We start from the raw sequence: 24,097 nt of genomic DNA, 5'->3' as shown, positions 1-24,097 counted from the left end.
CATAAGCCCGCTTTTTTGATTTGCTATAAATTAATCGCGATAGACAACGCTTCTGATTCTTTCTTGGATCAAAGACGCCAGTTTATCCGGCTGAAATTTGGACAAGAAATCGTCACAGCCCACTTTTTGTACCATGGCTTTGTTAAAGCTACCACTCAAAGAGGTGTGCAAAACGATGTACAAATCTTTTAGTCTTGGATCCTCTCGCACTTCTCGAGTGAGTCGGTAGCCATCCATTTCAGGCATCTCGGCGTCTGTGATCATCATAAGCAGTTTTTCCGGGACGATTTCACCCTGATCTGCCCATGTTTTTAATCGTTCTAAACCACGTTTGCCATCTGTCGCGGTATGAACGGTAATGCCCATGAAATCTAAAGTAGAACGACATTGCGCTAAACCTACCGATGAATCATCAACCACCAGTACTTCCAAGCCCTTTGCGAGTGCCATAAGATCGTCATCGATGATGTCATCACTGACGGTACTGTCATACGGTGAAATTTCAGCAAGTACTTTTTCAACATCAATGATCTCAACAATGCGATCATTCACTCTAGTAATGGCCGTTAAGTAATGTTGACGACCAGCGCCATCAGGTGGCGGAAGGATTTCATTCCAGTTCATGTTGATAATGCGATCTACTTCACCAACCATAAAGCCTTGAACGGTGTTGTTGTACTCGGTGACAATTAAATTGCAGGATTCATTACGTTCAATGGGTTTCATGCCAATGGATTCTGATAAATCAATTACCGGAATGGTACGACCGCGAAAGTGTGTTACCCCTGCAACAGAAGGGTGCCTATGGGGCATTAAGTTGAGTTTTGGTAGCTGCACAACCTCTTGAACTTTAAAGACATTGATTGCAAACATTTGCATTCCACCAAGACGGAACATCAACAATTCTAGGCGGTTTTCACCCACTAACTTGGTTCTTTGGTCTACAGCGTCTAACATGCTCGCCATATATCACTCCACACATTTTTAAATAAGGGCGTTATTCCATTATAACCATGATATTGTATTCAGCTACGGGTTACAGTATTTTTTTGTGTTGTCTTTTTAATTATAGGGAAATGAGATGAAAAACGATGATGTGCTTTTTTGTCATAAAGCTGTCGTGAACCATAAATCTCAAACAATGGCATATCAGCTTCTTCACCCTGAAGATGCTTTATATCAAGACGAAAAGACATTTTTTAGTTCTTTGTTCGTGGATGTAAATCTAAATGAACTCACTCAGCAAAAAGTGATTTTTTTTATTGGGTCAGTTGATCAATTAACTAAATTGCCAGAACTTAATGGGCTACGAGTGACGATTTTCATTGATTGCTCCACACTAGATCAGAATAAGTACATGGATAGCCTTTCTGAAGCGCGCCTAGATGGCTACCAATTTGGTCTTATTAATCCTCATCCAGAGGACTATGACAGTGACTTTATCAATCTGTTTTCATATGTTTTATACGATTTAGATCTCGTCTCTTTAGAAACCGTCTTAGCGTCTAGCCAACACCCAGCCATTGCATTAAAAAACATCTGGATTCATAAAATTGAGCAGGCTCAAGATTTTGACATCCTTAAGCAATCACTTCCAGATGCTTTTTTTAGTGGCACGTTTATCCGAAAAATGACCAGAGTAAAAGGCAAACGCGTTATTGCTTATAAAGACATACTCATTGAATTACTGAATCATTTAAATAATCATCAGACTTCCCCTCGTCTTTTAGCGGATTGCATAGAGCGTGACCCTACCCTGACATATAGAATTATCAAGCTAACCCATACGGCGCGATATCATAGCCAATTCAATGTTTCCAATGCACAGCGAGCCGTTGAAATCATCGGAGTTCGAGACCTTGTTAAGTGGGTAGGTCTTGTGATGCTTAGTAGCGTTCCGGGAAAACCAGATTGTTTATTTTCCATGGCGGTGTCTCGAGCTTGTTTCTGCCATAACATTAGTGCGGCTTTATTTCCAAAATTGGAAGGCGGTTTTTTAGTGGGTTTGTTTTCTTACTTACCTAGCTTTTACGATGAAGATTTAGCCACATTGTTAAAAGAACTGCCCTTGGACACCAACATCACTAAAGCCTTATTGGAGTATCAAGGTAACTTGGGAGGCGTATTGCGAATGGTTGAAGCCTATGAATCAGGTCGCTGGGAAAAAATCCCGTTTGAACAGCTAGCAACGAAAAACATCTCCAAAGAAGCATTAAAAAACCTCTACATCGACAGCCTGACCATGGCAAAAGAGATGGCACAAGTATGATAGACATTGGCGTTAATTTAAATCATTCCATATTTTTAGACGATTTAGATCACACATTGACTGAGACAAAGCAACATGGCGTCAATGGCATCATTTGCATTGCGTCCGATATTGAAGAGAGCCTGTTACTGGCACAACACTGTCAGCGTCATCCGAGCCTTTGGCAAACCATTGGTTGTCATCCACATCAAGCTAAAACATGGCATGTGGACAGCCAGCAAATATGTCGGGAGTTACTTAACAAGCATCATGCCGTCGCGATTGGGGAGACAGGGTTAGATTTTAATCGCAATTACTCAACCCCTGAACAACAACGATTTGCTTTCCACCAACAGATCGAGCTAGCCAAAGAATTCACCTTGCCTCTTTACTTACATGAAAGAGATGCCCATCAAGAAATGATTGAAACTTTGAGGCAGCATCCCGACGTCGCTCAGCATTCCGTCATTCATTGTTTTACTGGTTCAAAGGAAGAATTAGACCATTATCTAGAGCTTGGGCTGTATATTGGCATAACGGGGTGGGTTTGCGATGAAAGACGAGGTCACGATTTACAATCTTCGGTGCCTCACATTCCTTTGGATAAATTGCTATTGGAAACGGATGCGCCGTATTTATTGCCTCGAAACATACGACCTAGACCGAAAAAGAATCATCCTAAATATCTTCCCTATATTGCAGAAGAAGTGGCTCGATTACGTGGAATGTCAGTTGAATCTTTAATCCAAGCCAGTATCGATAACTCACAGAGATTGTTTAATCTGTCTGCGGATCATCACAACGCTTAAAGTAATGAAATTTGCTGTGATAATAGACTGGCCATGTTTGTTTTAAAGATTGGTAAGATACTATCCGCAATGGGAACGAGTTGCTTTTCAATATAATGCTCATAATCTAAATGACACAAATCGGCTTGTGTCTCATAGGGCACCACCCCAGAAGTTTGATACACGTAATTCACTCGCTTACGACCTTTATTGTATTCCAGTGGTAGACCAAGACTGGCGCGCTTTTCATCAATCATCATCGCGGCACGAACATGAGGCGGTTTATGTTTTGAATACGCTGACAGTGGTCGACTCAGTTGTTTACTGTACACCAACCATTCATCAAGTTGGCCCGCTTTGAGCTGCTCGATGACAGATTGAATATAGGGAATAGGATTTTCATCCTTAAAAATAATATCAAAAAGATTGCGCTGAAATTCCCTCGCCAACTTTGTCCAATCGGTGCGCGCGGCCTCTAGGCCTTTGAATACAATTTTGTTATTGGTTTTACCGGCATAACGTTTTTTACTGCCTTCTTCTTGACCGCGAATGGTGGGCATAAAGAAGCGTTCATATAGGGTTTCAAACTCAAGTTCTAGGTGAGAATCCACATTGGCGTAATCATGACACCATGCGGTTAAGGTTTGATTAATATCCTCACATAAGCGCTTGCCTAACACTTCTGGTTTATCACTGTCATCGTTTAGCACTACGAATAAGGAATCGGTATCGCCATAAATAACTTTGGCGCCCTTCTTTTCCATCCAGGCTTTTGTGAGCTGCAATATTTCATGACCGCGCATGGTGATCGAACTGGCGAGCTCTGCATGATAAAACCGACACACATTAGAGCCAAGTACGCCATAGAAGGAGTTCATGATGATTTTAATGGCATAACTTAAGATGTCATTATGAGATGATTTCGCGTCTTCTCTGGCTTTAGCAAGTTCCCCAACCAATTCTGGCAAAATAGCCTGCTCTACATCAAAGTGTGCTCCCAAGTAACCAGGCACAATATGCTGAATACCTTGTTGTGGGGTATTTTGTGCGGATATACGAGCTAAAGGGTCAATGAAAAAAGTTCGAATAATACTGGGGTAGAGGCTTTTGAAGTCGAACACTAAGACATTTTTATAAAGACCTGGAAGGGAGTTCATGACAAAACCACCGGGACTGGCAACAAAGGCTTCGTCTTTCCATGCTGGTGCAACGTACCCGGCTTGATGCAAGCGTGGGATATAAAGGTTTTCAAAAGAAGCAACCGAACCACCAGTTTGCTCCATGGGTATACCAGTGAGATCCACTCGGGTCTGCTGTAGTTCGATCAATTTTAGCTGCTTAAAAATACGCCATACTAGATCGCAGTCTTGTAAATTGTAAGCCACAAAAGAAGCCAGATCATGCTGATGCATCCGCTCTATTTCTTGCCAACGATCACCGCCATGTAACAGCTTACTGTCACCTAAGATTTCGTGGCTGACATTGTTTAAACTGTATGACTCAAAGTGATAGCCCCCCACCTTAAGTAAGGTAATGCCGTCTAAGGCCACTCTTCCAGGAATAGAGGCAAAGTATTTGCCTTGATTGTCTGAGGAGCGAATATTCCATGTTTCTCCATTCACGCCAAAAGCTGCACGAATCCCCAACTGTTGGCAACGCTGATCAATAAAATGAAGATCAAAGCCAATCAGATTCCAACCTATGAATATATCTGGGTTGTGTTTTTTGACGAATTGCATAAAACCGAGTAGCAAACTTCGTTCATCGGCAAACGCCGTGACATTCTCTAGTTGGTGGTTATCAGGTGTCACCACAAAGGCATGCCGAAGCTGATCATTGGTCACCCCAATGGAAAGAATTCTGTTATGTGTGACTGAGGTTTCAATGTCTAACGACCAGATAGTCCAATTCGGAGAATAATCTCCTGTAATGACCTTGGCTTGCTGATAAACGGAACCACCTTGCTCTACCAAACCAATAAACCGAATGGCACCACGTATGTTTCTTTCCATTAAATAGCGATCATGTGGCTTAATGTCTTCTTCAAAAACGGCATGACCTGTTTGTTTAACAAACTTCAAGATTTGTCTGTGCAAGGTCAGACTATTGGTCTGAATTAAATTGACCGTTTGATGATCAAAAGAACGGAGTTCAGTGGCGTGATATTGAACGCCACTGATGTCGGTAGGAAGTTCTGAAATTGGGATGGTACTAAAAAAACTGCTTTGTTGACGATCCGGCACCACTTTTACAGTACCGTCAGGTGTTTTCACAAAAAGGCTCATTTCGATCTGACCATTCACTTCTTTCGTATGGCGACTGACAATGTAGCCTTTTTGTTCTTTAAACATTACAAACCTTATTTGAGGTAAAATCAGAGATCGCGCAATAAATGCATCGGTGGCACATTCAACACCTTACGGCTGGCAAAAACACCAATGGTCAAAATGACACAGACACCGATTAGTGGTCCGAACAACCATAGGCTAGGATGCCAATTCGCTTGAGTATTAAAGACATAAACTTGCAGTCCGTAAAGGCATAGTTCGGCACCAAGGGCGGAAATCACACCAGAGAAGAATCCTAACGCACCAAATTCAACAAATATTGATTGTCTGACCAAACTGCTTTTTGCCCCCAACACTCTTAACAAAGCACCTTCTTCTAATCTCTCCTCAAGGGTAGATCTGACACTGGCCAGCAGCACTAAACCGCCAGCACACAAGATACACAAGAGGACTAATTGAATGGCTTGAGACAATTGCCCGATAATGGTTTGAATCTGTTTTAAGATATCGCCCACATTCAAAATCGAAACCGTGGGGTAATTCGACATGCCTTTATAAAAGTTCTGCGCTTTATCATCGTCCACAAACAGGCTGCTCACGAAATTAGCAGGGTAATCTTGCAGAGCTTGCTTAGGCAATATCAAATAGAAGTTAGGCTGCATTGTTCCCCAATCTACCTCTCTCACTGAGGTAATGGGTAAGGTAATGATGTTGCCACCAATATTAATAGTGAGTGTGTCACCAATAGAAACACCAACCTCTTGCGCTACGCGCTGCTCAATGGATAGTCCCTCAGCGGAGAAATCACCTTCAAGAAGTGTGTTCCCCTGCCCCAGTTGATCAGACCAAGTGAGGTTTAATTCACGGTCCACTAATTCAGGTTCATTACGCCCCTCAGGATATAAGTCGTCCACATTCTCATCATTAATCTTTATGACCCGACCACGCACCATGGGATACCAATCCGAGTGCGGTATCTGCAATGCTTGACTGGTTTGATTAATGGCGTCTATTTGATTGCTCTGAACGTTAAAAATATAGTGATTAGGCGCATCTTCAGGAAGTTGCTTTTGCCAGTCACTGATCAGACTCGATTGCACACCGATCAAAATTAACGTCAACATAATAATCAAGGTAAAAACCAACAACTGAAACAAGTTGGGCATCAACCGGCGATACAGTGAAGCCAAGCCGATTTGCCAGCCACTGGTCGCGCCAGAGGTCAGTCTTCTTCCAAGTTTAAAAGCACCAACACCAATTAACCCAACAATTAAACCAATGCCAACGATACTCAAGGTCATGACACTGGGCAGTAAAAAGCCTTTCGTATAAATACACATCAGTGCGTACATACCAGCAAAGCCAAGACCGTAAATAATGGCCGTGTTTTGCTCAATTTTTGCCGAAGGCTGTAATACTGAAAGCGGTGAAATTTTGATTAGACGCATCACCAAAGGCAAACAAAACGCCAACATAGACACCAAACCTGTTGCCACCCCGAGCCATAAACGGTTAATAGAAGGTGGTGGTAACTCAGTCGACATTAAACCAGATAGCAATGAGGCGATGATTTCTTGTATCCCCCAACCTATTGCCAAGCCAATCAAGGTACCTACGCAGAAGAGTAAGCTGAGCTGTTGGAGAAAAGCCCAACTTAAGAATTTAGGCGTTGCACCAATGGTTTTTAAGATGGCGACTTGCATCAAGTGGCGTTTTACAAAGCGAGCAGACGCCAATGCCATGGCAATACCAGACATCACCACGGCCAGCGTACCGGCTAACAATAAGAAGGATTCCGCTCGGCTGATGGTATTACCAACGCGTTCGCTACTTTGTGATGGTGTGCGCCATCGCTGACCATCCACCAATTGCGGTGCCAACCAATCGCCATACTCTTGCAAAGCCTCTCGGTTTCCCGCTAACAACAAGGAATAACGAACTCGGCTCCCTGGAATGATGACTTGTGTTTTTGCTAAATCCTTGTGATTGATTACTGCCCTTGGTGAAATAGCAAAGGCAGAAGTTGTTGAGCCCGGGTCCCGAACCAAAAACTTGCTAACATTAAATTCCGCTTCACCGATTTCGACTTGATCGCCGATACTAACGCCAAGCATGCTGGCCAACCTAGACGACAGCCAAACGTCTCCTACGGCTGGTGGTTGTGTCCATTGCTGCCCCTGACCAAACAATGTTTGATCAACTAAGTAAGCGCCTCTTAAAGGATAGGAATCGGTAACGGCACTGATTTGTGCGAGCTGTAAACTGTCTTTCGCGAACATCATTGTGGTAAAAGACGTTCGCTGAGCTTGCTCTAAGCTCAGATCATCTGCTTTTTGGATCCAGTCTAATGGGATGTTTTCATCACTACGTACCAAGCGATCTGCCGCCAACAAATTGGCAGACTGTTCTTCAAATGAGAGTTGTAAGCGGTCAATAAAGAGTCCAATTGACGTTACTGTGCCTACCGATATGACAAGCGCGGCCAACAGTGTGAGTAAATCGCCACTGCGAAAATCTCGAACCATTAATCGAAATATAAACATCATAGAGATTTTTCCGTTAGCTGTCCGGACGACATGATCAATTGACGATCACACAGTTTGGCAAGTTCGTTGTCGTGGGTCACCATGACCAGAGTCGTACCCTGTGATTGGTTAAGGTCAAACAGCAAATCGATGATCAATTTACCGTTTTCTTCATCTAGGTTGCCTGTGGGTTCATCCGCGAATAGGATTTTCGGCTGAGAAGCAAATGCTCTGGCGATCGCAACCCGTTGTTGTTCGCCACCAGACAATTGATTCGGGTAATGCGTCAAACGATGAGATAAGCCCACTTTCTGTAACAATGCTTCTGCTTTTTGTCGTGCATCTTTGTCTCCTTTTAATTCGGCTGGCAGCATCACGTTTTCGATTGCTTGTAAGCTTGGAAGTAAGTGAAACGATTGGAAGACGAAGCCAACATATTGGCCTCTTATAATAGCGCGCTTTTCTTCGCTTAATGCTGAAAAAGCTTGATCATAAACAAAGATATCCCCTGATGTGTTAATATCCAAGCCTGCCAATAGACCAAGCAATGTCGACTTGCCTGAGCCAGATGCACCGACGATTGCGACAGATTGACTCTCAAGAATTTCCATGTTGATTCCTTTCAATATGGTTAAATTCCCTGTATTTGAGGTCACTGTGTGAGTAAGATTACTGACTTTAATCGCCGTTCTATTGCTCATGTTTAAATACTCTAAAGGTTAAATATGTTTGTTAAAATCATTCAAAAATTCGTTTTCGCATTTACCCTGCTGCTTCTGACGACCAGTTCTTTTGCCGCAAATTTACTTGTCATGGGCGATAGTCTAAGTGCTGCTTATAATCTAAGACAACAAGATGGCTGGGTAAGTTTACTTAAAAATCAATTAAATCAATCACACCCAGATATTAACGTGATCAATGCCAGTGTCAGTGGTGAAACTACTCAAGGCGGTTTGTCACGTTTTCCATCGCTATTAAAACAATATCAACCTAAATGGGTGATATTGGAGCTGGGTGCCAACGATGCCTTACGTGGTTACCCTTTAAATCAGACCACAGACAATTTAAAAAATATGGTCGAACAGTCTCAGCATCTTGGCGCTAAAGTATTGTTAATTGGTAACCAGATACCGAAAAATTATGGTAAGCGCTACACAAAAATGTTTTTTGAACTCTATAAAGACATTGCGGATCAATATCAAACGGCCTATTTGCCATTCATGCTGCAAAACGTCGCGCTCAATAAAGATCTCATGCAAAATGACGGACTACACCCTAATAAAGCGGGTCAACCGATAGTGCTAGAAAATATCCTGCCATATTTACAGCCATTATTAGACGAAAAATAAGGAAAATTAATGAAAGCCGTTTTTTTAGATCGTGGATCCTTCCCCAAAAACCTAAGTATTCGCTTTAATAACAGCATTACCAGCTATGTTGAATATCATAATACCCATGAAGCCGAAGTGGCTGAGCGTATTCTGGACGCTGACATCGTACTCACAAATAAAGTGGTGATCAGTCGTGAACAAATTAATAACACGCCTTCCCTTAAACTCATTCAAGTGATGGCAACAGGCACCAACAATGTGGCAATGGAAGCTTGTGAGCAAAACGGTGTAAAAGTCCAAAACGTGGAAGGGTATTCTGCCACCAGTGTCCCTGAACATACATTTGCCATGTTATTAGCCCTGCGTCGTAATCTAATGCCCTATCTTCAGGAAGTTCAATCTGGCGCCTGGGATAAATCTGAATTCTTTTGTTTGATGGATCATCCTATTAAAGATCTATCTGGCTCTAAAATGGCCATTATCGGAAGCGGTCAATTAGGTCAGCAGGTTTCGATATTGGCGAAGGCATTTGGCATGCAAGTCATGTTTGTAGAGAGAAAAAACCAAACCACAATACGTGAAGGCTATGTTTCTTTTGATCAAGCCGTTCAAGAAGCCGATATTATCAGTTTACATTGCCCCCTCACCTCAGAGACAACCAATTTGATTGGTGAATTGGAATTTAAGCGCATGCAAAATCATGCATTACTGATTAACATGAGCCGAGGCGGTATCGTCAATGAAGAAGCACTTGTTAGCGCTATTGAATCGAAACAGATTGCTGGCGCGGCTTTTGATGTTGCTGCACAAGAACCTATGCCAAACAACTCACCATTATTCCATTTAACACAATACCCTAACTTCTTACTGACGCCCCATGTTGCGTGGGCAAGTCAAGGAGCGATGGAAAAGTTAGTGCAGATTGCCATTAATCGTATACACGCGTTTGTAGAAACTAAAAAATGACGCTAGACATTCTTTATCAAGACGAGTTTCTTGTGGCCGTAAACAAGCCGGCAGGTTTACTGGTGCATCGAACGTATTTGGCGAAAGGTGAAGAAGATGCCGTCGTTCAACGTTTAAGGGATCAAACGGGACAATGGGTATTTCCTGTCCATCGTTTGGACCGAGGGACGTCTGGTGTTTTAGTGATGGCATTTTCGCCCGAGATTGCCCGTGGTTTGGCGGAGCAATTTAGTCAATCCCAAACCGATAAAACTTACCATTGTTTAGTGCGTGGATTCAGCCCAGAAGAAGGTAAAATCAACTACCCACTTGCCAAATTGAATGAACAAAAAGGTCGTGCCCGATTCAAAATTTCCGGTACAGAAAAAGAAGCAGAAACATTTTTTAAGCGACTGCATCGATATCAACTCCCCATTCCAGTAAGTCGTTACCCTGAAATGCGGTTAAGTTTATTGGAAGTTACGCCCAAGCAAGGTCGTAAGCATCAAATACGCCGTCATTTTAAACACCTACTCAATCCATTGGTTGGTGACACTTGTTATGGGTGTCGGCATATAAACAAAGCCTTGCGAGCAGAGTGGCAGGAAGAGTTGCGACTCATGTTGCACGCATCTTCTTTATCCTTCGCTCATCCAGTGGATGGCCATAGGCTAACCATTCAAGCGGCGTTCCCTGATACCTTACAGGATGTGCTTAATAAGATAACACCCTATCAAATTGATTAACGTCTTGTGCTGGCTGTTGACTGGCTGACCATCTAAAAACCCACCCTTCCTGAGGTTGAGTTTTTAGATTGACGGTTTGTGGGCAGAATTCATCGACCCAAAAACCACAAGACAGTAATACTTTTATTGAGGATTTATTGTAATCCGCCACTTTTGCATAAATTTCGTTTATGCCTCGGCACGCCCAAACGAGTAATAAATGCTTCAGTGCAAATCGCGCGATGCCACGATTTACAAAGCACTTGTCTATACGATACGAGATTTCAATCATTTCTTTGTTTTGATCTAAGTATTGAGCATTAAAGCGTCCAATGACTTTGCCGTTATGCAAACAGACTAAAAACTGCATACCAGTATCATCGACTTTTAGCTTTTTTTTAAGCAGGGATCGGCTTGGTGGATTGCCTGCGTAATGTGGCAAGAAATGAGCAAACCACTCTTGATTGTTTGTTTCGAATTGCAAAATATTGGCAAGATCATTTAATTTTGCAGGGCGTATTTGCAGTAAATCTTTCATGTGTCTGTTGTGTCTTTGAAGCGTATTTAAATGTTAGACCAGTTCACCTAAAATTGCGCTTTATTGTTTTAATATTACTAATATTCACTTAAGGCCGGCCCGTGAAGTGGTATACTCATGTTAACTTGTATAAACATTTTTGAAGCCCGTTATGAAGAACCGTAATATCGTTTATTCCACCGATCAGGGCCGTCTATGCCCTGACTGCGAACAACCTACTTCAGAGTGTCAATGTCAAAGCACAGAAGTCATCGGTGATGGTAATGTTAAAATCGCTTTGGAAACGAAAGGTCGTAAAGGTAAAGGGGTGACAACGGTTAAAGGCTTGCCTTTAAACGAGTCCGAACTAAAAAGCTTAGCTAAAAAATTAAAGGCACAATGTGGTACTGGTGGCTCTGTCAAAGAAGGCCAGATTGAGATTCAAGGAGATAATCGACAAAAACTGAAAACTCTGCTTGAAAAAGAAGGCTATTCCAGTAAATTTGTTGGTGGCTAAAATTACAATAATAGCCTTTAATTAAACAAGCTCATATTTCTGTCAATTTTTTTATATATCAACATCATCGATATGGCTGAGTATTTACTCAAAAGATGGAAGACCGCCAAAAAAAGACTCTTTAGTGGTGATGAGTTGCAGTAGAGGTACCTATGTTCCAGCATAGTATGAAACAGGCCAATCAGCTTATGCGTTCGGCCATTCCATTAATGGTCAAGTTGGACATTCCGCCAACGCCATACAATTATGGTATTTGGTATGAATACGCATCAAATAACAACCCCAAATTAAATCAAGTTGTTGACCGCACCATCCGTCGTTTCGGCAGCTTACCAGCCTTTGTTTCAAAAGAACTGTTCAATGAATTTATTATTGCCGATGACATTAAGCAAGCGGATGCACAACACAAAAGCCTGGACGAACTTACAGAGAAACTGAATGACGAGAGTGCTTCTGTTACCAAAGAGCTGTCGACCTTTACTCAGTCTCTCAGTCATACCCGTGCAGCATTAAAAGTAAATACAGACAAAGAAAAACTCGTACATATTGCGAACTTACTTGATCGACGTACGTTCAAAGCTAACCAAGTAGTAGAGCAATTTGGTCAAACCGTGTCGGAAGTTCAAAATGAATTGACACGTCTTAGACGAGAACTAGCTGAGGTGAAGAAAAGCACTGAAGTAGATCAGATGACCCTATTGGCAAACGAGAAAGGATTTGAACGCACCCTATTCTCTTTGGCCCCCTTCGCTGAAGATGACCTGACCCTCTTGATGATTGATATCGATAACTTGGCCAAAATAAATCAAGATTATGGCAAGAAAGTCGGATCTTCGCTTATTTTGTATATAGCAAAGACGGTTTCCAGCTTTTTACCTGATCGAGCGTATGTTGCGCGACTTAAAGGCGGTCAGTTTGCGGTATTAATCAATGACATGGAACTTGGAGAAGCCTCTGAACTGGCGGATGCCGTTCGATTGAATATTTCAAATCAGAAGATCCGCAACAAAGACAGCAATACGTTGTTGAAGCAAATTACAGTATCCATAGGCGTAGCGACATTACTAGGTGATGAAGGCCCAACGGAACTAGTGCAGCGAGCTCAACATTATTTAACGTATGCGAAACGCTCTGGCAAAAATCGCATTGCTCATCATGTATAAAGGTAGAATATTGTGACATCGTTTGAACCTCAATCGAACCAAATGCTTTTCGAAGTAAGAGACTATGAATGTGACATGCAAGGCATCGTCAATAACGCGGTTTATCAAAATTATCTTGAGCATGCTCGTCATAAATTCATTAAAACCAAAGGGTTGGATTTTGCCCAAATCACGCAACAAGGAATCAACCTAGTTTTGATGCGCGCTGAAATTGATTACAAGCGCTCATTAAAAAGTGGAGATGCATTTTACATAGAGACACACGCGCAACGTGAGTCAAAGCTAAAATTCGCATTTTATCAAAAGGTGATACGTTGCCATGATCAACAAGTCATTCTGCAGGCAAAGATGGTAGTGGCATCAACCAATCAACATGGTAAGCCCGTTATTTTTGATCAAGCCGATACGTTGTTTGAGCCGATTTAAACAACTTATCTCAATTCATCCATTTCCCTTTGTCGCATATTGTTTCAAACACACCGCCCTTCTTCCAAAAAACCTATACGACATAAAGTCCTCTTTTGGTAACTTTGAATGACTAAAATTTAATTAAAGTACCCATTATTGGACTTTGCAATTAATATTGACATCACTCAATTAAAGTTCTAATTTATACTCATTAACAGCTATAAATGCATTCAATATCACCATTTAGGGACTTTATAATGAAGGATGCGTCAGCCTCAGCGCTTGCCGAGGAAATCGGTCAGCGCTTAAAGCAAGCAAGGCTCAATCGAGATCTCACACAATCCGAGGTTGCCACACTGGCTGGCGTCGCTCGAAAAACCGTTCTGAATGCCGAAAAAGGCAAAGTCCAGCTTGAAATTTTCATTGCTCTGTTAATGGCGCTCGAGTTAACGGAACAATTGGATTTATTTTTACCACGACAGCAAATCTCTCCTTTGCAACTCGCAAAACTACAAGGTAAACAGCGTCAAAGAGCCTCAAGACAACGTCGTGATATGGATGAGGAACAGACAGGATGGTAATGGAAGTCGTCACTATCAAATATCATGATGATGAAGTCGGCGCGGTTAGTTTTGATTCCGAAAATGGCTTAGGGGCATTTGAGTATGCGCCAAGCTTCATACAAAAAGGAATTGAGCTTTCCCCTATTAAAATGCCACTGTCAAAACAGATTTATAGTTTTCCTACACTAAACTACAGCACATTCAGAGGATTGCCCGGTTTGATTGCCGACTCATTGCCTGATGATTTTGGCAATGCTGTTCTAAACGCCTGGGTTGCCGCACAAGGCCGCTCTCCAAGTGACATCACACCTTTACAAAGACTTCAGTATACCGGCAAGCGAGGCATGGGAGCTTTAGAATACGCCCCCGCGACACAAGTTCGTAGTTTGAATGCATCACACTCTATTGAGATTCAAATGCTGATCAGTATTGCACAAGACATTTTGGATTCTCGAGGTCACTTTGAGGTCGAATTAAAACACCATGACCAAGAAGATCGTGAAGCCATGATGTCTTTACTCTCAGTGGGCATGAGTGCTGGCGGAGCAAGACCTAAAGCGGTATTAGCATTCAATGACGAGTTTACTCAAGTGCGCTCAGGACAGACTGATGTACCAGATGGGTTTACGCACTACTTAATGAAATTTGATGGCGTAAGTGAACACAACAAAAATCAAGAAACCTTTGGCGATCCACTTGGTTATGGCGCCATGGAATTCGTCTATCATCTGATGGCCAAAAAATGTGGCATTGATATGATGCCTTGCCACCTCCTTCATGAAGGTAATCGAAGGCACTTCATTACCCAGCGTTTTGATCGAATTAAAAATGAAAAAATACATGTGCAGACACTGAACGGACTGGCTCACGTTGATTACAAACAGCCCGGTTCATTCTCATACGCAGAACTGTTTGGCATTGCTCGTCAATTAAAGCTTTCCGCAGCGGAAGCAGAGCAATTATTGAGACGTATGATTTTTAATATCATCGCGCGAAACCATGATGACCATGCAAAGAATTTTGCTTTTCGTCTAATTAACGGAAAGTGGTCTCTTGCACCCGCATATGACCTTGCCTACAGCTATAAACCTGGTAGCAAATGGGTAAACAGTCATTGGATGAGTTTGAATGGCAAAAGGGATCAATTTAGTCGTGCAGATTTTTACAGTCTTGAAAAACTCAGTCCATTATTTAACAAACGAAAGATTGACAGACTCATAGATGAAACCATTGAGCATGTGTCTTGCTGGCGACAACTGGCCACCGAATGGGAGGTGCCTAGTAGGCTAATCGATGAAGTTTACAAGAATTTGCGTCTTAGTATTTAAAATACATGCACCAATAAGCGTTAATTGAAAAATGAACTTAAGAGGCATGAGAAAAGAAAGATTTTAAAGGGAACTATTTAAAATAAGCCGTCTTTTTAATACTGAGAAAATTATAGCTAGATAGGATGTAAAAACCGTACCAGTCTTTCGTACCAGCACGGCTAATGACATTTTCTACAACTCACTGATAAATTAAAGTTATAACCAATCAATGACTTAGGAATAATGGCGGTGAGCAAGAGATTCGAACTCTTGATGCCTTTCGACATACACACTTTCCAGGCGTGCTCCTTCGGCCACTCGGACAGCTCACCAAAACCGATCAATACGCTCCGCGTAATGAGTGCGCATATATTAGTGATGGCGAACTCTTTTTGCAACCGATTTTTAAGGAATTATTGTTAAAAATTAATCTCTTACCCATTCCAGTCTGTCTGCAAGCATTGGATCCGGAGAAGGCTTTGCTTGCTCTTTAGCTGTCCCAACATAAATCAGGCCAACAATTTGATCATTTGAATCCAATTCCAAAAGATCTTTCGTTTTCTGGGTAAAACAAGCGGGCCCACTGCGCCACATACCGCCATAACCTAACGCGTTAAGCCCTAAAAGTGCCTGCTGAGCAGCCGCTGAAGTCGCCATGATTTGCTCAATGGCTGGTACTTTTGGATGATCTTGGATGTGCGCATAAATTAACAAAACAGCAGGAGCTCGATAGGCTTTTTTGATAAAGGAGTCTTTTTTGCTCTCAGGTAAAGCGGCCACCTCTGATAAAGCATGCTGCCAATATATCTCCCCAAGCTTAGCGCGCCCTTCTCCTTCATATATACGGTAACGCCATGGTTTGAGGTTACCATGATCTGCCGCCCGACTTGCTGCCTCGAGGATTTCTTGCCATTCATTATCTTGTGGTGCCGGTTCGGTTAAAGCAGGCTGAGATACACGATTACGTATAAACGTTAAAATTTCTTTACTCATAGAAAAACAAATTCCTTTAATATAAATCGTATGGATGACAATACTTTAACATCCAGCAAACGTTAATGATAATGGATATCACATAAAACCTTTTTAGGTCTAGGAGTTTTTATGCCAAAGTGGCTAATTTGGACAACCCTTGAATTGACAACACTTCTCTTGGTGGGCTGTATTGCACTTATTTGGTTATCCTATTCCCTAAAGAAGAAAATCTCTGAGCAAGAAGAAGCAGATCAAACAGAATCCACAGAGATTGAATCACTGCCACAGGAAGATTCAAAAGAAGAAGATCAGTCCTATAAGCATTTTGCCCAATATCTTGATAAACAAATTAGCCATGCCGCTGAATCCATTAAACCTAACACAATGAAACCACACCAAGTCAACACGTTGAAAATTTGGGGGACCGTATTAAAAGCAGAACGGGCTATTGTGCTAAACCAGGTCAGCGATAACCCAAAACCCATTTTAACGCGCTTCCTATCCAGTTTGTTGTACGCTCTATCCACACCCAAATTACAAACAACCAATCCTGAGGATTTAACTAAAAACCTTAAGAGCATGGAAGAGGAATTTTATCAAACCTCTGAGTTGCTGATTAGTAAAGAAGCGTTATCAAAGAATCAACAAAGACTCAATGACGACTTGCGTAAAAGTATTGATAATGCCGTCGCCAAGCTGCAGCGGTTAAAGGTAAAAAAGAACGAACAGCAAAGATTACAGAAAGAAGCGGAAGCATTAAAAAAACGCATTTTACGACTTGAGGAATTACAGGACCAACAAGCAGGTCAAGCCAATGTTGTATCGATGAAAGCGAACACAGCCACAAAATCCAGTGAGCAAAATCGCACCGCTTCTTACAAGCAAATTATGTCACTAAATAATTTGGCAGATCGACAACAAATGGTGATCGATCAGCTAAGAAATGAACTTGAACACGCAGGGCAAAACGCCTCCTCAGAACAAGCAGCACAAGCCCAGAAAGTCGCGGTCGCTAAATTAGAACGAATGTCTCAAGAGTCACAAAGCCTTATTTTTCAGTTAGAGGCAGAGCTAGAAAATTCTGATTTGAGCATAGAATCATTAAGACAAGACATTCAATCAAAAGACGCTAAATTAGCCGAAATGGATAAGAAGCTCAGCTCAAACAATGAAACGGTTATCGGCAACTTACAAACCTTATCAAGCAATAAAAAAGCGGCATTAGGATCTTTGAAAGAAGGCTTAAGCAATGCCATTGAATCCAATTCAACCAATAATTTATTAGAGCAAGAAAAGGACACTCAATCTTTAGAGCGTTTGTTACAAGAATCAGAAACCTGTGTCACCCTGCTGGCACAAGAGCTCGAAATGGCGGAGCAATCCAATAACGAATTGCAAACTAAAATGGACGCACTCATTTTAAGCAACCCTGATTTTGGTGCTAACTCCATCCCATTAAAACAAGAGAAAGAACGAAACCGCAAATTAGCGCAAGCTACAACTCAGCTTAAAGAGCAATTAGCCACTCACATTGGGGAGAAAGATTACCAAGAATTGAGAGTCAGCTATAATAAGAAGAGTTTGGAATATGATCGCTTACAACTGGCGTATTCTGATTTGGAAATGAAATATTTGGGTACGTTAAACAAATAGCGTCAAATTAAAGTGCATGCCTCTACAAGCTCTAGTTGATATAAAGATCATGCACTTAGTTTAAGCCTTTAGCTTTTGTTAAAGTTGAGCATTCTATGAAGCGGGATTAACGCTTTTTCACGTAAAGAATGAGTAACTTCAATCTGACCAGAGCCATCTCTCAAGGAATTTCGCAACAACTCAAGACTATTTAGCGCCATCCATGGGCAATGCGCACAGCTACGACAGTTAGCACCTGAACCAGCAGTAGGTGCTTCAACAAAACGCTTATCCGGTGATGCCTGCTTCATTTTATAAAAAATGCCACGGTCAGTCGCAACAATAAAGGTGCTGTTTGGCATGGACTTAGAGGCATTTAATAGCTGAGACGTTGAGCCAACCACATCGGCAACCTCAACAACTGATTCTGGAGATTCTGGGTGCACCAAAACAGCGGCATCTGGATAAATGGCTTTCAGATCCAATATGCCCTTCGCCTTGAATTCTTCATGAACGATACATGCACCATCCCACAAGATCATGTCTGCGCCAGTTTCACGCTGAATATAGCCACCAAGATGCTGGTCAGGTGCCCAAATGATTTTTTCCCCCTGATCCACAAGATGATTCACGACATCGAGCGCAATACTAGAAGTGACAACCCAGTCAGCACGTGCTTTTACCGCAGCCGAAGTATTTGCATAAACCACAACGGTACGATCAGGATGTTGATCGCAGAACGCAGAGAATTCATCAATTGGGCAGCCAATATCCAAAGAGCAGGTAGCTTCCAGGGTGGGCATTAAGATGGTTTTTTCTGGGCTTAAGATTTTTGCGGTTTCGCCCATGAATTTTACCCCAGCCACAACTAAGGTTTGCGCGTCATGATTTGCCCCGAAACGAGCCATCTCAAGAGAGTCAGCAATCACGCCGCCAGTTTCTTCTGCCAACTCTTGAATGGCATCATCGGTATAATAATGAGCGACAAGAACGGCATTTTTAGCTTTTAGAAGTTGTTTGATTTCCTGACGAATCTGCTCATTATCAATGACAGGCGACTCTAGACTCTTTTCAGCGTCAGCTAGGTATTGTTGAACAGTATTACGGAGAGCGGCTTTTGTGGAAGTATCAAACATCTTATTACCCCTGCTAAAACTGGGCGCGAAAAGAGCATTGCTAACAGAATGTATGGTGTCACGCCAAGTTATTATGGCGAAGTATCAAGATATAGCCAATGCCATGAAAAAGAAAATTGGTGGGTCGTACTGGATTCGAACCAGTGACCAATTGATTAAAAGTCAACTGCTCTACCAACTGAGCTAACGACCCAACGGGATGCGTATAATACAGAGCCCGTTGAGAAATGCAAGTTATTTAAGTTTGCTTAAATAACCGGCTGCTAACTTAGCTGTCTTACTGTTTGGAAAACGTTGGATCACGTCTTGCAGATAAGTCTTTGCCTGCTCTGTACGACCTAGTTGATCATTAACAGTACCAAGCTTATAGAGAGCATCTTTTTCTTTACCATGACCAGGGAAATTCTGAATAACAGTATTAAAAGACTCTAATGCTTCTTCTGATTTACCTTGCACCAACTTAACCTCACCCAACCAATAGTAACCATTACCTGTTAACGTATTGTTTGGATAAGTCATTACAAATTGACTGAACGCTTGCTCAGCTTGAGCAAAATCTCGTTGATGAATCAAATTATAAGCTTGAGTATAAGCCTCTTTTGCTGCAGCACTTGGCGTTTTTAAAGAAACAGGCGCTAAAGGTGTTGCAGGAAGACTGGCTATTTGATCTGTACTTGGCTCAGGAGTTCCAACAGTTTGCGGAGATGACTGCACTGGAACTGAGCTTGACGGAGCAGGTTGTGAAGGATATGTCACTGGTGTTGGATCTTTTTTAGCAGAGGCAGACATCAGTAATGAAATGCGCTTATCAAGATCAATATAACGATCTCTTTGACTTTGTTTCATTAATTTAAGTTCATGGCCTTGCTGCTCTAACTGCCCTCTTAAATGTTGCACTTCCTGCTGTAAAGTTTCTAGCTGGAACAACAAATCTGCGGCGGCACTAGGTGACAAACCTACTGTTGATTGGCTTGATTCAGACAAAGCAAGTGGTGCTGTTAAAGACAGCACCACCGCCAAAGAGCGAATCTTTATGTCTTTAGCATTCATTATTCGTAGCGAACTTCAACGCGACGATTAAGTTGCCAAGCATCAGCATCGTGACCGAAAGCAACCGGCACTTCTTCACCAAAACTTACTGTTTCGATTTGAGAAGCCGCAACACCTTGAATGGTAAGGTAACGACTAACCGCTTTAGCACGACGCTCGCCTAGAGCCATGTTGTATTCACGAGTACCACGCTCATCTGCATGACCTTCAAGAACAATACGTGCATCTGGGTTTGCAACCAAGAACTCAGCATGTTTCGCTAGCGCTTCACGTGCAGCTGGACGAACGATAGACTTGTCGAAATCAAAGTAAAATACAGTATCAACACCAGCAAGTGGATCAGTCATTGGCTCTTCTGCCACTTCAGCAGAATCATCAACAATAACACTTGTCACAGCATCATCTTCACCAGCACCAAATGATTGGTCTGTAGAACCAGCTGCTGCTGAATCTTCAACCTGTTCAGTTGAAGCCGCATCTTCTGCAACAGTTGAAGAATCAGTATCTGTTGCTGTTGTACTACAGCCTGCTAGCCACGCAGCAGACAACCCAATTACAGCAAACTTACCTAGTTTGTTTACACTCATTATTCACTCCTCAATGTCTTTATTTGAAATACGGGGACCAAGATGGCTCACGTACATCACCGTCTGCTGATGGTAACCTATATTTAACAAGTCCATCAACGGATACTACGGCTAAGATACCCTTTCCTTTATAGGTTGTGGCATATATCACCATGCTGCCATTCGGCGCAATGCTTGGCGATTCGTCTAAGTAAGTCTCTGTTAGAATCTGAACTCGGCCTGTTTTCATATCCTGTAACGCAATATGATAGTTGCCATCATGTTTCTGAACAGTCACAAGATAACGACCATCAGGTGTCATTCTTGCTCTGGTATTAAGGTCACCTTCAAATGTCACCCTTTCTACCTGCTTACTATTAACATCTAATCGATATATTTGTGGATTACCACCACGATCAGACGTAAAAACTATTCCTTTACCATCAGGCTCCCAACTTGGCTCTGTATCGATCGCATAATGGTTTGTCATACGCTCAAGCTTTTGCGTTGCTATATCAAGCGTATAAATTTCTGGATTGTTATCTTTTGATAACACAATCGCCAGTTTCTTTCCATCTGGAGACCAAGCTGGTGCACCATTTAGGCCTTTGAATTGTGCTATTTGCTGACGTTTTCCAGAAGCTAATTCTTGTATAAAAATGTTAGGCCTTCTGTTGCGAAACATTACATAAGCAATTTTACGACCATCGCTACTCCAAGATGGCGATAATATTGGCTCTTTAGATTCCACAACAACTTGTGGTCTATGACCATCAGCATCTGCCACCTGCAATTTAAATAAAGGCGCTTTTCGATCACCTTCAGCAGTAACATATAAGATTCTAGTACTAAATGCACCACGAGAACCTGTTAATAATTCGTAAATTTTGTCACTAATATAATGTGCGGCATCACGAAAGTTATTAGCTCCAACATCAATAGAAGAATGCTTTTGCACTGGCTTTTGGCTTAAAACGTTTAATAACTCAAAGCCAATTCTGTATTTATTATTAGGCAATTTTTTTACCGAACCAATTACCACATAATCGCTTTTTAATAGACGCCAGTCACGATAAAAAACATCTTCTTCTTTACTTGGCATACTCAGCATATTGCCACGAGGTATGGGTTGAAACAAACCACTGCGCGCTAAATCATCTTGAACGATTTGCGCAATATCTTCAGGTAGGGCCTCAACACCATCATAACCAAAGGGCACAACCGCAATGGGTAATAATTGATCCGCCCCACTGGTTATTTCAATGACTAATTGTGCTTTCGCCGTGCTAACAAAAAAGAAAAACACAAAAACAGCACTTAAGCATCTTTTAAACATATTAGTTTCTCAAGTCTTGCGGGTTAAAAATTAAATCTACCTTTCGGAAGTTACGTTCAAAAATATACGAATCAACTTCGGCTAATTCTTCTATGCGCCTAACCTTATTAACGGCATCTAAAGCTCGTTGGTCAAATAATGCATCACCACTTCCTTTGGTTACTTGTGCATTCATCACCTCACCATTCGGCAAGAAATCAATACGCAACTCCGTTTTCATACCATTTCGAGCACTAGGTGGTCGACTCCAAGCAGCCGCCACTCTGGCATTAATCAAACTGCTTATGGATTGAACCATTTGAGCTTCTTCAGCAGCCAGACGTTGTGCTTCTTTTTCAGCGGCGGCTTTTTGGGCCGCCTCTTCTTTCGCACGCTTTTCTTCTGCCAATCGTGCAGCTTCTTCCTGACGTTTGTGCTCTTCCTCTGCCAGCCTATCGGCCTCAGCTTGTCGAATTAAAGCTTCTTCACGTTGTTTCTGCTGGCGTTTTAGCGCCTGTTGCTGCTTTTCTTCTGCTAAACGCTTTTTCTCAGCTTGCTGAGCTTGTCGTTTCTGTTCGGTTTCCTGAGCGATACGCTTTTGTTCGGCTGCTTTCTTTTCCGCTTGCTGCTTTTTCTTAGCTTCTGCTTGCTCTTTTATGCGTTTTGCTTGAGCGGCCTTTTTACGCTTTTCCTCTAATGCCTTTTTAGCAATTTCTTTTTTACGCGCTTGTTCGGCGGCTTTTTTCTTTTTCTCATTAATTGCAGCGGCTTGCTTTTGAGCCGCTTTTTTCTCTGCTTCACGCTGGCCTATAATAGTCTGTGACACATCAACTACTTTAGCGTTTACAATAACGGGACGCTTTGGTTCCGGCTTTTCATTGTCTGAAAAATCCACAGCAAAAACAGCTGTTAATACAATACCAGCATGCAAACCAATTGCTAGGGCAACAGGTAGGCTATAACTGTCACTACGTAACCATTTCATACTCAGTTATCCGGCTCTGTCACTAAGCCTACATTAGGCGCACCAGCACCTTGTAATGCGACCATTAATCCAACAACATCACCGTAAGGCACATTTTTATCGCCTCGAACCAAGACAGACATATTTGGATTTTGATTGAGAATCTTACGAACTTTCGTTTGTAAATTTGATAATGAGATGGTTTCTTGCTGGCCGCCCACGTCTAAATAAAACTGCCCTGTAGAATCAACGGATGCAATTAGCACATCGTTTTCATCATTTTGTATTGGTGTTGCATTGGCATTAGGCAACTCAACATCGACACCTTGCGTCAACATAGGTGCCGTGATCATAAAAATAACCAGCAACACCAACATGACATCAATGTAAGGCACCACATTAATTTCCGCCATTGGGCGACGTTTATCTCTCCGTCTTGAGCGAGCCACTATGCTGCGCCTCCCTCTTTGACATGAACCTTGCGATGCAAAATACTCGCAAACTCTTCGGCGAAATTATCGTAACTAGCGCTAAGCGACTCGGCAGCCGTAGAGAAACGGTTATAAGCGATTACTGCAGGAATAGCCGCCGCCAAGCCAATTGCCGTGGCAATAAGGGCTTCTGCTATGCCTGGAGCCACTGTCGCAAGTGTGGCTTGCTGCACTTCGGCCAAACCGATAAAGGAATGCATAATCCCCCAAACGGTGCCAAATAAACCAACATAAGGACTGGTCGAACCCACAGTGGCCAAAAAAGGCAAATGCTGATCGAGCTTTTCTTCCTCTCTATACAACGCCACTCGCATGGCTCTTTGCACACCATCCATCACCGCATCTGGGTCGACATTTTGGTTCTGTCTTAAGCGAGTAAACTCTTTAATGCCTGCGGTAAAGATGGTTTCCATCCCTTCTACTTTGCGTCCTTCTTGGGTCAATTTACGATACAACTGACTCAAATCCATACCAGACCAAAATTGATCTTCAAATTCAGAACGTATTTTCTTTGCTTGTTTAATAACTCGAATGCGTTGAAAAATAACGATCCAAGAAAACACGGACGCAGCCAACAAGGTCAACATAACAAGCTGTACTACTAAACTAGCGCTGGCGATTAAACCCCAAATTGACATCA

The 24,097-nt window shown here is 42.2% G+C and carries 24 protein-coding genes and 2 tRNA genes; 11 read left to right on the top strand and 15 right to left on the bottom strand.

Annotated features, from left to right (window positions below; all coding sequences use genetic code 11):
- Positions 1–30: 30 nt before the first annotated feature.
- The gene (locus OA79_RS12090; protein WP_063333502.1) at positions 31–966 is read right to left on the bottom strand and encodes a chemotaxis protein CheV; all 936 of its coding nucleotides are present in this window, start codon (positions 964–966) and stop codon (positions 31–33) included.
- A 115-nt stretch (positions 967–1,081) separates the two neighbouring features.
- Here OA79_RS12090 and OA79_RS12085 point away from each other — a divergent pair, with 115 nt between their 5' ends.
- Together OA79_RS12085 and OA79_RS12080 are read left to right on the top strand one after the other, a co-directional pair.
- Positions 1,082–2,269, top strand: a complete 1,188-nt coding sequence (locus OA79_RS12085) for an EAL and HDOD domain-containing protein (protein WP_063333501.1) — start codon at positions 1,082–1,084, stop codon at positions 2,267–2,269.
- Positions 2,266–3,057, top strand: coding sequence for a TatD family hydrolase (locus OA79_RS12080; RefSeq protein WP_063333500.1), 792 nt, complete (start codon positions 2,266–2,268; stop codon positions 3,055–3,057). Before OA79_RS12085 ends, OA79_RS12080 begins: the two co-directional genes overlap by 4 nt.
- Here OA79_RS12080 and OA79_RS12075 read toward each other — a convergent pair.
- From OA79_RS12075 to OA79_RS12065, 3 genes are read right to left on the bottom strand one after another with little or no spacing between them, the layout of a single operon-like run.
- A complete protein-coding gene (locus tag OA79_RS12075) occupies positions 3,054–5,387 on the bottom strand; it encodes a DNA polymerase II (RefSeq protein WP_063333499.1) in 2,334 nt (777 codons plus the stop codon). The two genes, OA79_RS12080 and OA79_RS12075, sit on opposite strands and share 4 nt — an antisense overlap.
- 23 nt (positions 5,388–5,410) lie before the next feature.
- Positions 5,411–7,870, bottom strand: a complete 2,460-nt coding sequence (locus OA79_RS12070; protein WP_063333498.1) for an ABC transporter permease — start codon at positions 7,868–7,870, stop codon at positions 5,411–5,413.
- Positions 7,867–8,550: an ABC transporter ATP-binding protein gene (locus tag OA79_RS12065; RefSeq protein WP_063333497.1), complete on the bottom strand. Its 684-nt coding sequence runs from the start codon at positions 8,548–8,550 to the stop codon at positions 7,867–7,869. The genes OA79_RS12070 and OA79_RS12065 overlap by 4 nt, the downstream gene beginning before the upstream one ends.
- A gap of 24 nt (positions 8,551–8,574) precedes the next feature.
- On the opposite strand from OA79_RS12065, the gene OA79_RS12060 reads away from it, so the two are divergent.
- Genes OA79_RS12060 through OA79_RS12050 form a run of 3 tightly spaced genes read left to right on the top strand, consistent with a single transcriptional unit; the run spans position 8,575 to position 10,871 of the window.
- Complete coding sequence (locus OA79_RS12060) at positions 8,575–9,198, top strand: arylesterase (RefSeq protein WP_063333496.1); 624 nt, start codon at positions 8,575–8,577, stop codon at positions 9,196–9,198.
- 9 nt (positions 9,199–9,207) lie between these two features.
- Entirely contained in the window at positions 9,208–10,146 is a 939-nt protein-coding gene (locus OA79_RS12055) for a D-2-hydroxyacid dehydrogenase (RefSeq protein ID WP_063333495.1), read from the top strand.
- On the top strand, positions 10,143–10,871 hold the full coding sequence (locus OA79_RS12050; protein ID WP_063333494.1) for a pseudouridine synthase: 729 nt from the start codon (positions 10,143–10,145) through the stop codon (positions 10,869–10,871). Before OA79_RS12055 ends, OA79_RS12050 begins: the two co-directional genes overlap by 4 nt.
- Here the strand turns inward: OA79_RS12050 and OA79_RS12045 are convergent.
- Positions 10,840–11,388 (bottom strand): GNAT family N-acetyltransferase, encoded by a 549-nt coding sequence (locus OA79_RS12045; RefSeq protein ID WP_063333493.1) that lies wholly within the window; start codon positions 11,386–11,388, stop codon positions 10,840–10,842. The two genes, OA79_RS12050 and OA79_RS12045, sit on opposite strands and share 32 nt — an antisense overlap.
- A 151-nt stretch (positions 11,389–11,539) precedes the next feature.
- Here OA79_RS12045 and yciH point away from each other — a divergent pair, with 151 nt between their 5' ends.
- From yciH to OA79_RS12020, 5 genes are all read left to right on the top strand, one after another.
- On the top strand, positions 11,540–11,884 hold the full coding sequence (yciH, locus tag OA79_RS12040; protein ID WP_063333492.1) for a stress response translation initiation inhibitor YciH: 345 nt from the start codon (positions 11,540–11,542) through the stop codon (positions 11,882–11,884).
- A 152-nt stretch (positions 11,885–12,036) separates the two neighbouring features.
- Positions 12,037–13,047, top strand: coding sequence for a GGDEF domain-containing protein (locus tag OA79_RS12035; protein ID WP_063333491.1), 1,011 nt, complete (start codon positions 12,037–12,039; stop codon positions 13,045–13,047).
- 12 nt (positions 13,048–13,059) lie between these two features.
- Positions 13,060–13,473, top strand: coding sequence for an acyl-CoA thioesterase (locus OA79_RS12030; RefSeq protein ID WP_197465390.1), 414 nt, complete (start codon positions 13,060–13,062; stop codon positions 13,471–13,473).
- 239 nt (positions 13,474–13,712) lie between these two features.
- On the top strand, positions 13,713–14,036 hold the full coding sequence (locus tag OA79_RS12025) for a helix-turn-helix transcriptional regulator (protein WP_063333490.1): 324 nt from the start codon (positions 13,713–13,715) through the stop codon (positions 14,034–14,036).
- The gene (locus tag OA79_RS12020) at positions 14,036–15,346 is read left to right on the top strand and encodes a type II toxin-antitoxin system HipA family toxin (RefSeq protein WP_231908864.1); all 1,311 of its coding nucleotides are present in this window, start codon (positions 14,036–14,038) and stop codon (positions 15,344–15,346) included. Before OA79_RS12025 ends, OA79_RS12020 begins: the two co-directional genes overlap by 1 nt.
- Positions 15,347–15,572: 226 nt before the next feature.
- Here OA79_RS12020 and OA79_RS12015 read toward each other — a convergent pair.
- Together OA79_RS12015 and OA79_RS12010 are read right to left on the bottom strand one after the other, a co-directional pair.
- A tRNA-Ser gene (locus OA79_RS12015) sits at positions 15,573–15,660 on the bottom strand.
- A 94-nt stretch (positions 15,661–15,754) separates the two neighbouring features.
- Positions 15,755–16,321 carry a nitroreductase family protein gene (locus OA79_RS12010; protein WP_063333488.1) on the bottom strand — a complete coding sequence of 189 codons (567 nt, stop codon included), beginning with the start codon at positions 16,319–16,321 and terminating at the stop codon, positions 15,755–15,757.
- 111 nt (positions 16,322–16,432) lie between these two features.
- Here OA79_RS12010 and OA79_RS12005 point away from each other — a divergent pair, with 111 nt between their 5' ends.
- Positions 16,433–17,956: a hypothetical protein gene (locus OA79_RS12005; protein ID WP_063333487.1), complete on the top strand. Its 1,524-nt coding sequence runs from the start codon at positions 16,433–16,435 to the stop codon at positions 17,954–17,956.
- Between the two features lie 68 nt (positions 17,957–18,024).
- On the opposite strand, the gene nadA is transcribed toward OA79_RS12005, so the two are convergent.
- The 8 genes from nadA to tolQ form a co-directional block, all read right to left on the bottom strand.
- Entirely contained in the window at positions 18,025–19,071 is a 1,047-nt protein-coding gene (gene nadA, locus OA79_RS12000) for a quinolinate synthase NadA (RefSeq protein ID WP_063333486.1), read from the bottom strand.
- A 117-nt stretch (positions 19,072–19,188) separates the two neighbouring features.
- A tRNA-Lys gene (locus tag OA79_RS11995) sits at positions 19,189–19,264 on the bottom strand.
- Positions 19,265–19,305: 41 nt separating this feature from the next.
- Entirely contained in the window at positions 19,306–20,121 is an 816-nt protein-coding gene (ybgF, locus tag OA79_RS11990) for a tol-pal system protein YbgF (protein WP_063333485.1), read from the bottom strand.
- Entirely contained in the window at positions 20,121–20,708 is a 588-nt protein-coding gene (pal, locus tag OA79_RS11985; protein WP_063333484.1) for a peptidoglycan-associated lipoprotein Pal, read from the bottom strand. The genes ybgF and pal overlap by 1 nt, the downstream gene beginning before the upstream one ends.
- 19 nt (positions 20,709–20,727) lie before the next feature.
- Positions 20,728–22,023: a Tol-Pal system beta propeller repeat protein TolB gene (gene tolB / locus OA79_RS11980; protein ID WP_063333483.1), complete on the bottom strand. Its 1,296-nt coding sequence runs from the start codon at positions 22,021–22,023 to the stop codon at positions 20,728–20,730.
- 1 nt (position 22,024) lies between these two features.
- The gene (locus OA79_RS11975) at positions 22,025–22,987 is read right to left on the bottom strand and encodes a cell envelope integrity protein TolA (protein WP_063333482.1); all 963 of its coding nucleotides are present in this window, start codon (positions 22,985–22,987) and stop codon (positions 22,025–22,027) included.
- Between the two features lie 2 nt (positions 22,988–22,989).
- Positions 22,990–23,415 carry a protein TolR gene (gene tolR, locus OA79_RS11970; RefSeq protein ID WP_082825461.1) on the bottom strand — a complete coding sequence of 142 codons (426 nt, stop codon included), beginning with the start codon at positions 23,413–23,415 and terminating at the stop codon, positions 22,990–22,992.
- Complete coding sequence (gene tolQ / locus OA79_RS11965) at positions 23,415–24,095, bottom strand: protein TolQ (protein WP_063333480.1); 681 nt, start codon at positions 24,093–24,095, stop codon at positions 23,415–23,417. Before tolQ ends, tolR begins: the two co-directional genes overlap by 1 nt.
- Positions 24,096–24,097: the final 2 nt, after the last annotated feature.

Origin of the sequence: Marinomonas sp. TW1 (assembly GCF_001625355.1) — a bacterium.
Lineage (GTDB): Bacteria > Pseudomonadota > Gammaproteobacteria > Pseudomonadales > Marinomonadaceae > Marinomonas.
The sequence above is the reverse complement of the archived record's forward strand: the minus strand, read 5'-3'. Positions and strand labels throughout refer to the sequence as shown.

Coding starts and splice junctions, on each gene's coding strand:
- OA79_RS12090 (WP_063333502.1), bottom strand. CDS start 966: ATGGCGAGCATGTTAGACGCTGTAGACCAAAGAACCAAGTTAGTGGGT.
- OA79_RS12085 (WP_063333501.1), top strand. CDS start 1,082: ATGAAAAACGATGATGTGCTTTTTTGTCATAAAGCTGTCGTGAACCAT.
- OA79_RS12080 (WP_063333500.1), top strand. CDS start 2,266: ATGATAGACATTGGCGTTAATTTAAATCATTCCATATTTTTAGACGAT.
- OA79_RS12075 (WP_063333499.1), bottom strand. CDS start 5,387: ATGTTTAAAGAACAAAAAGGCTACATTGTCAGTCGCCATACGAAAGAA.
- OA79_RS12070 (WP_063333498.1), bottom strand. CDS start 7,870: ATGATGTTTATATTTCGATTAATGGTTCGAGATTTTCGCAGTGGCGAT.
- OA79_RS12065 (WP_063333497.1), bottom strand. CDS start 8,550: ATGAGCAATAGAACGGCGATTAAAGTCAGTAATCTTACTCACACAGTG.
- OA79_RS12060 (WP_063333496.1), top strand. CDS start 8,575: ATGTTTGTTAAAATCATTCAAAAATTCGTTTTCGCATTTACCCTGCTG.
- OA79_RS12055 (WP_063333495.1), top strand. CDS start 9,208: ATGAAAGCCGTTTTTTTAGATCGTGGATCCTTCCCCAAAAACCTAAGT.
- OA79_RS12050 (WP_063333494.1), top strand. CDS start 10,143: ATGACGCTAGACATTCTTTATCAAGACGAGTTTCTTGTGGCCGTAAAC.
- OA79_RS12045 (WP_063333493.1), bottom strand. CDS start 11,388: ATGAAAGATTTACTGCAAATACGCCCTGCAAAATTAAATGATCTTGCC.
- yciH (WP_063333492.1), top strand. CDS start 11,540: ATGAAGAACCGTAATATCGTTTATTCCACCGATCAGGGCCGTCTATGC.
- OA79_RS12035 (WP_063333491.1), top strand. CDS start 12,037: ATGTTCCAGCATAGTATGAAACAGGCCAATCAGCTTATGCGTTCGGCC.
- OA79_RS12025 (WP_063333490.1), top strand. CDS start 13,713: ATGAAGGATGCGTCAGCCTCAGCGCTTGCCGAGGAAATCGGTCAGCGC.
- OA79_RS12020 (WP_231908864.1), top strand. CDS start 14,036: ATGGAAGTCGTCACTATCAAATATCATGATGATGAAGTCGGCGCGGTT.
- OA79_RS12010 (WP_063333488.1), bottom strand. CDS start 16,321: ATGAGTAAAGAAATTTTAACGTTTATACGTAATCGTGTATCTCAGCCT.
- OA79_RS12005 (WP_063333487.1), top strand. CDS start 16,433: ATGCCAAAGTGGCTAATTTGGACAACCCTTGAATTGACAACACTTCTC.
- nadA (WP_063333486.1), bottom strand. CDS start 19,071: ATGTTTGATACTTCCACAAAAGCCGCTCTCCGTAATACTGTTCAACAA.
- ybgF (WP_063333485.1), bottom strand. CDS start 20,121: ATGAATGCTAAAGACATAAAGATTCGCTCTTTGGCGGTGGTGCTGTCT.
- pal (WP_063333484.1), bottom strand. CDS start 20,708: ATGAGTGTAAACAAACTAGGTAAGTTTGCTGTAATTGGGTTGTCTGCT.
- tolB (WP_063333483.1), bottom strand. CDS start 22,023: ATGTTTAAAAGATGCTTAAGTGCTGTTTTTGTGTTTTTCTTTTTTGTT.
- OA79_RS11975 (WP_063333482.1), bottom strand. CDS start 22,987: ATGAAATGGTTACGTAGTGACAGTTATAGCCTACCTGTTGCCCTAGCA.
- tolQ (WP_063333480.1), bottom strand. CDS start 24,095: ATGTCAATTTGGGGTTTAATCGCCAGCGCTAGTTTAGTAGTACAGCTT.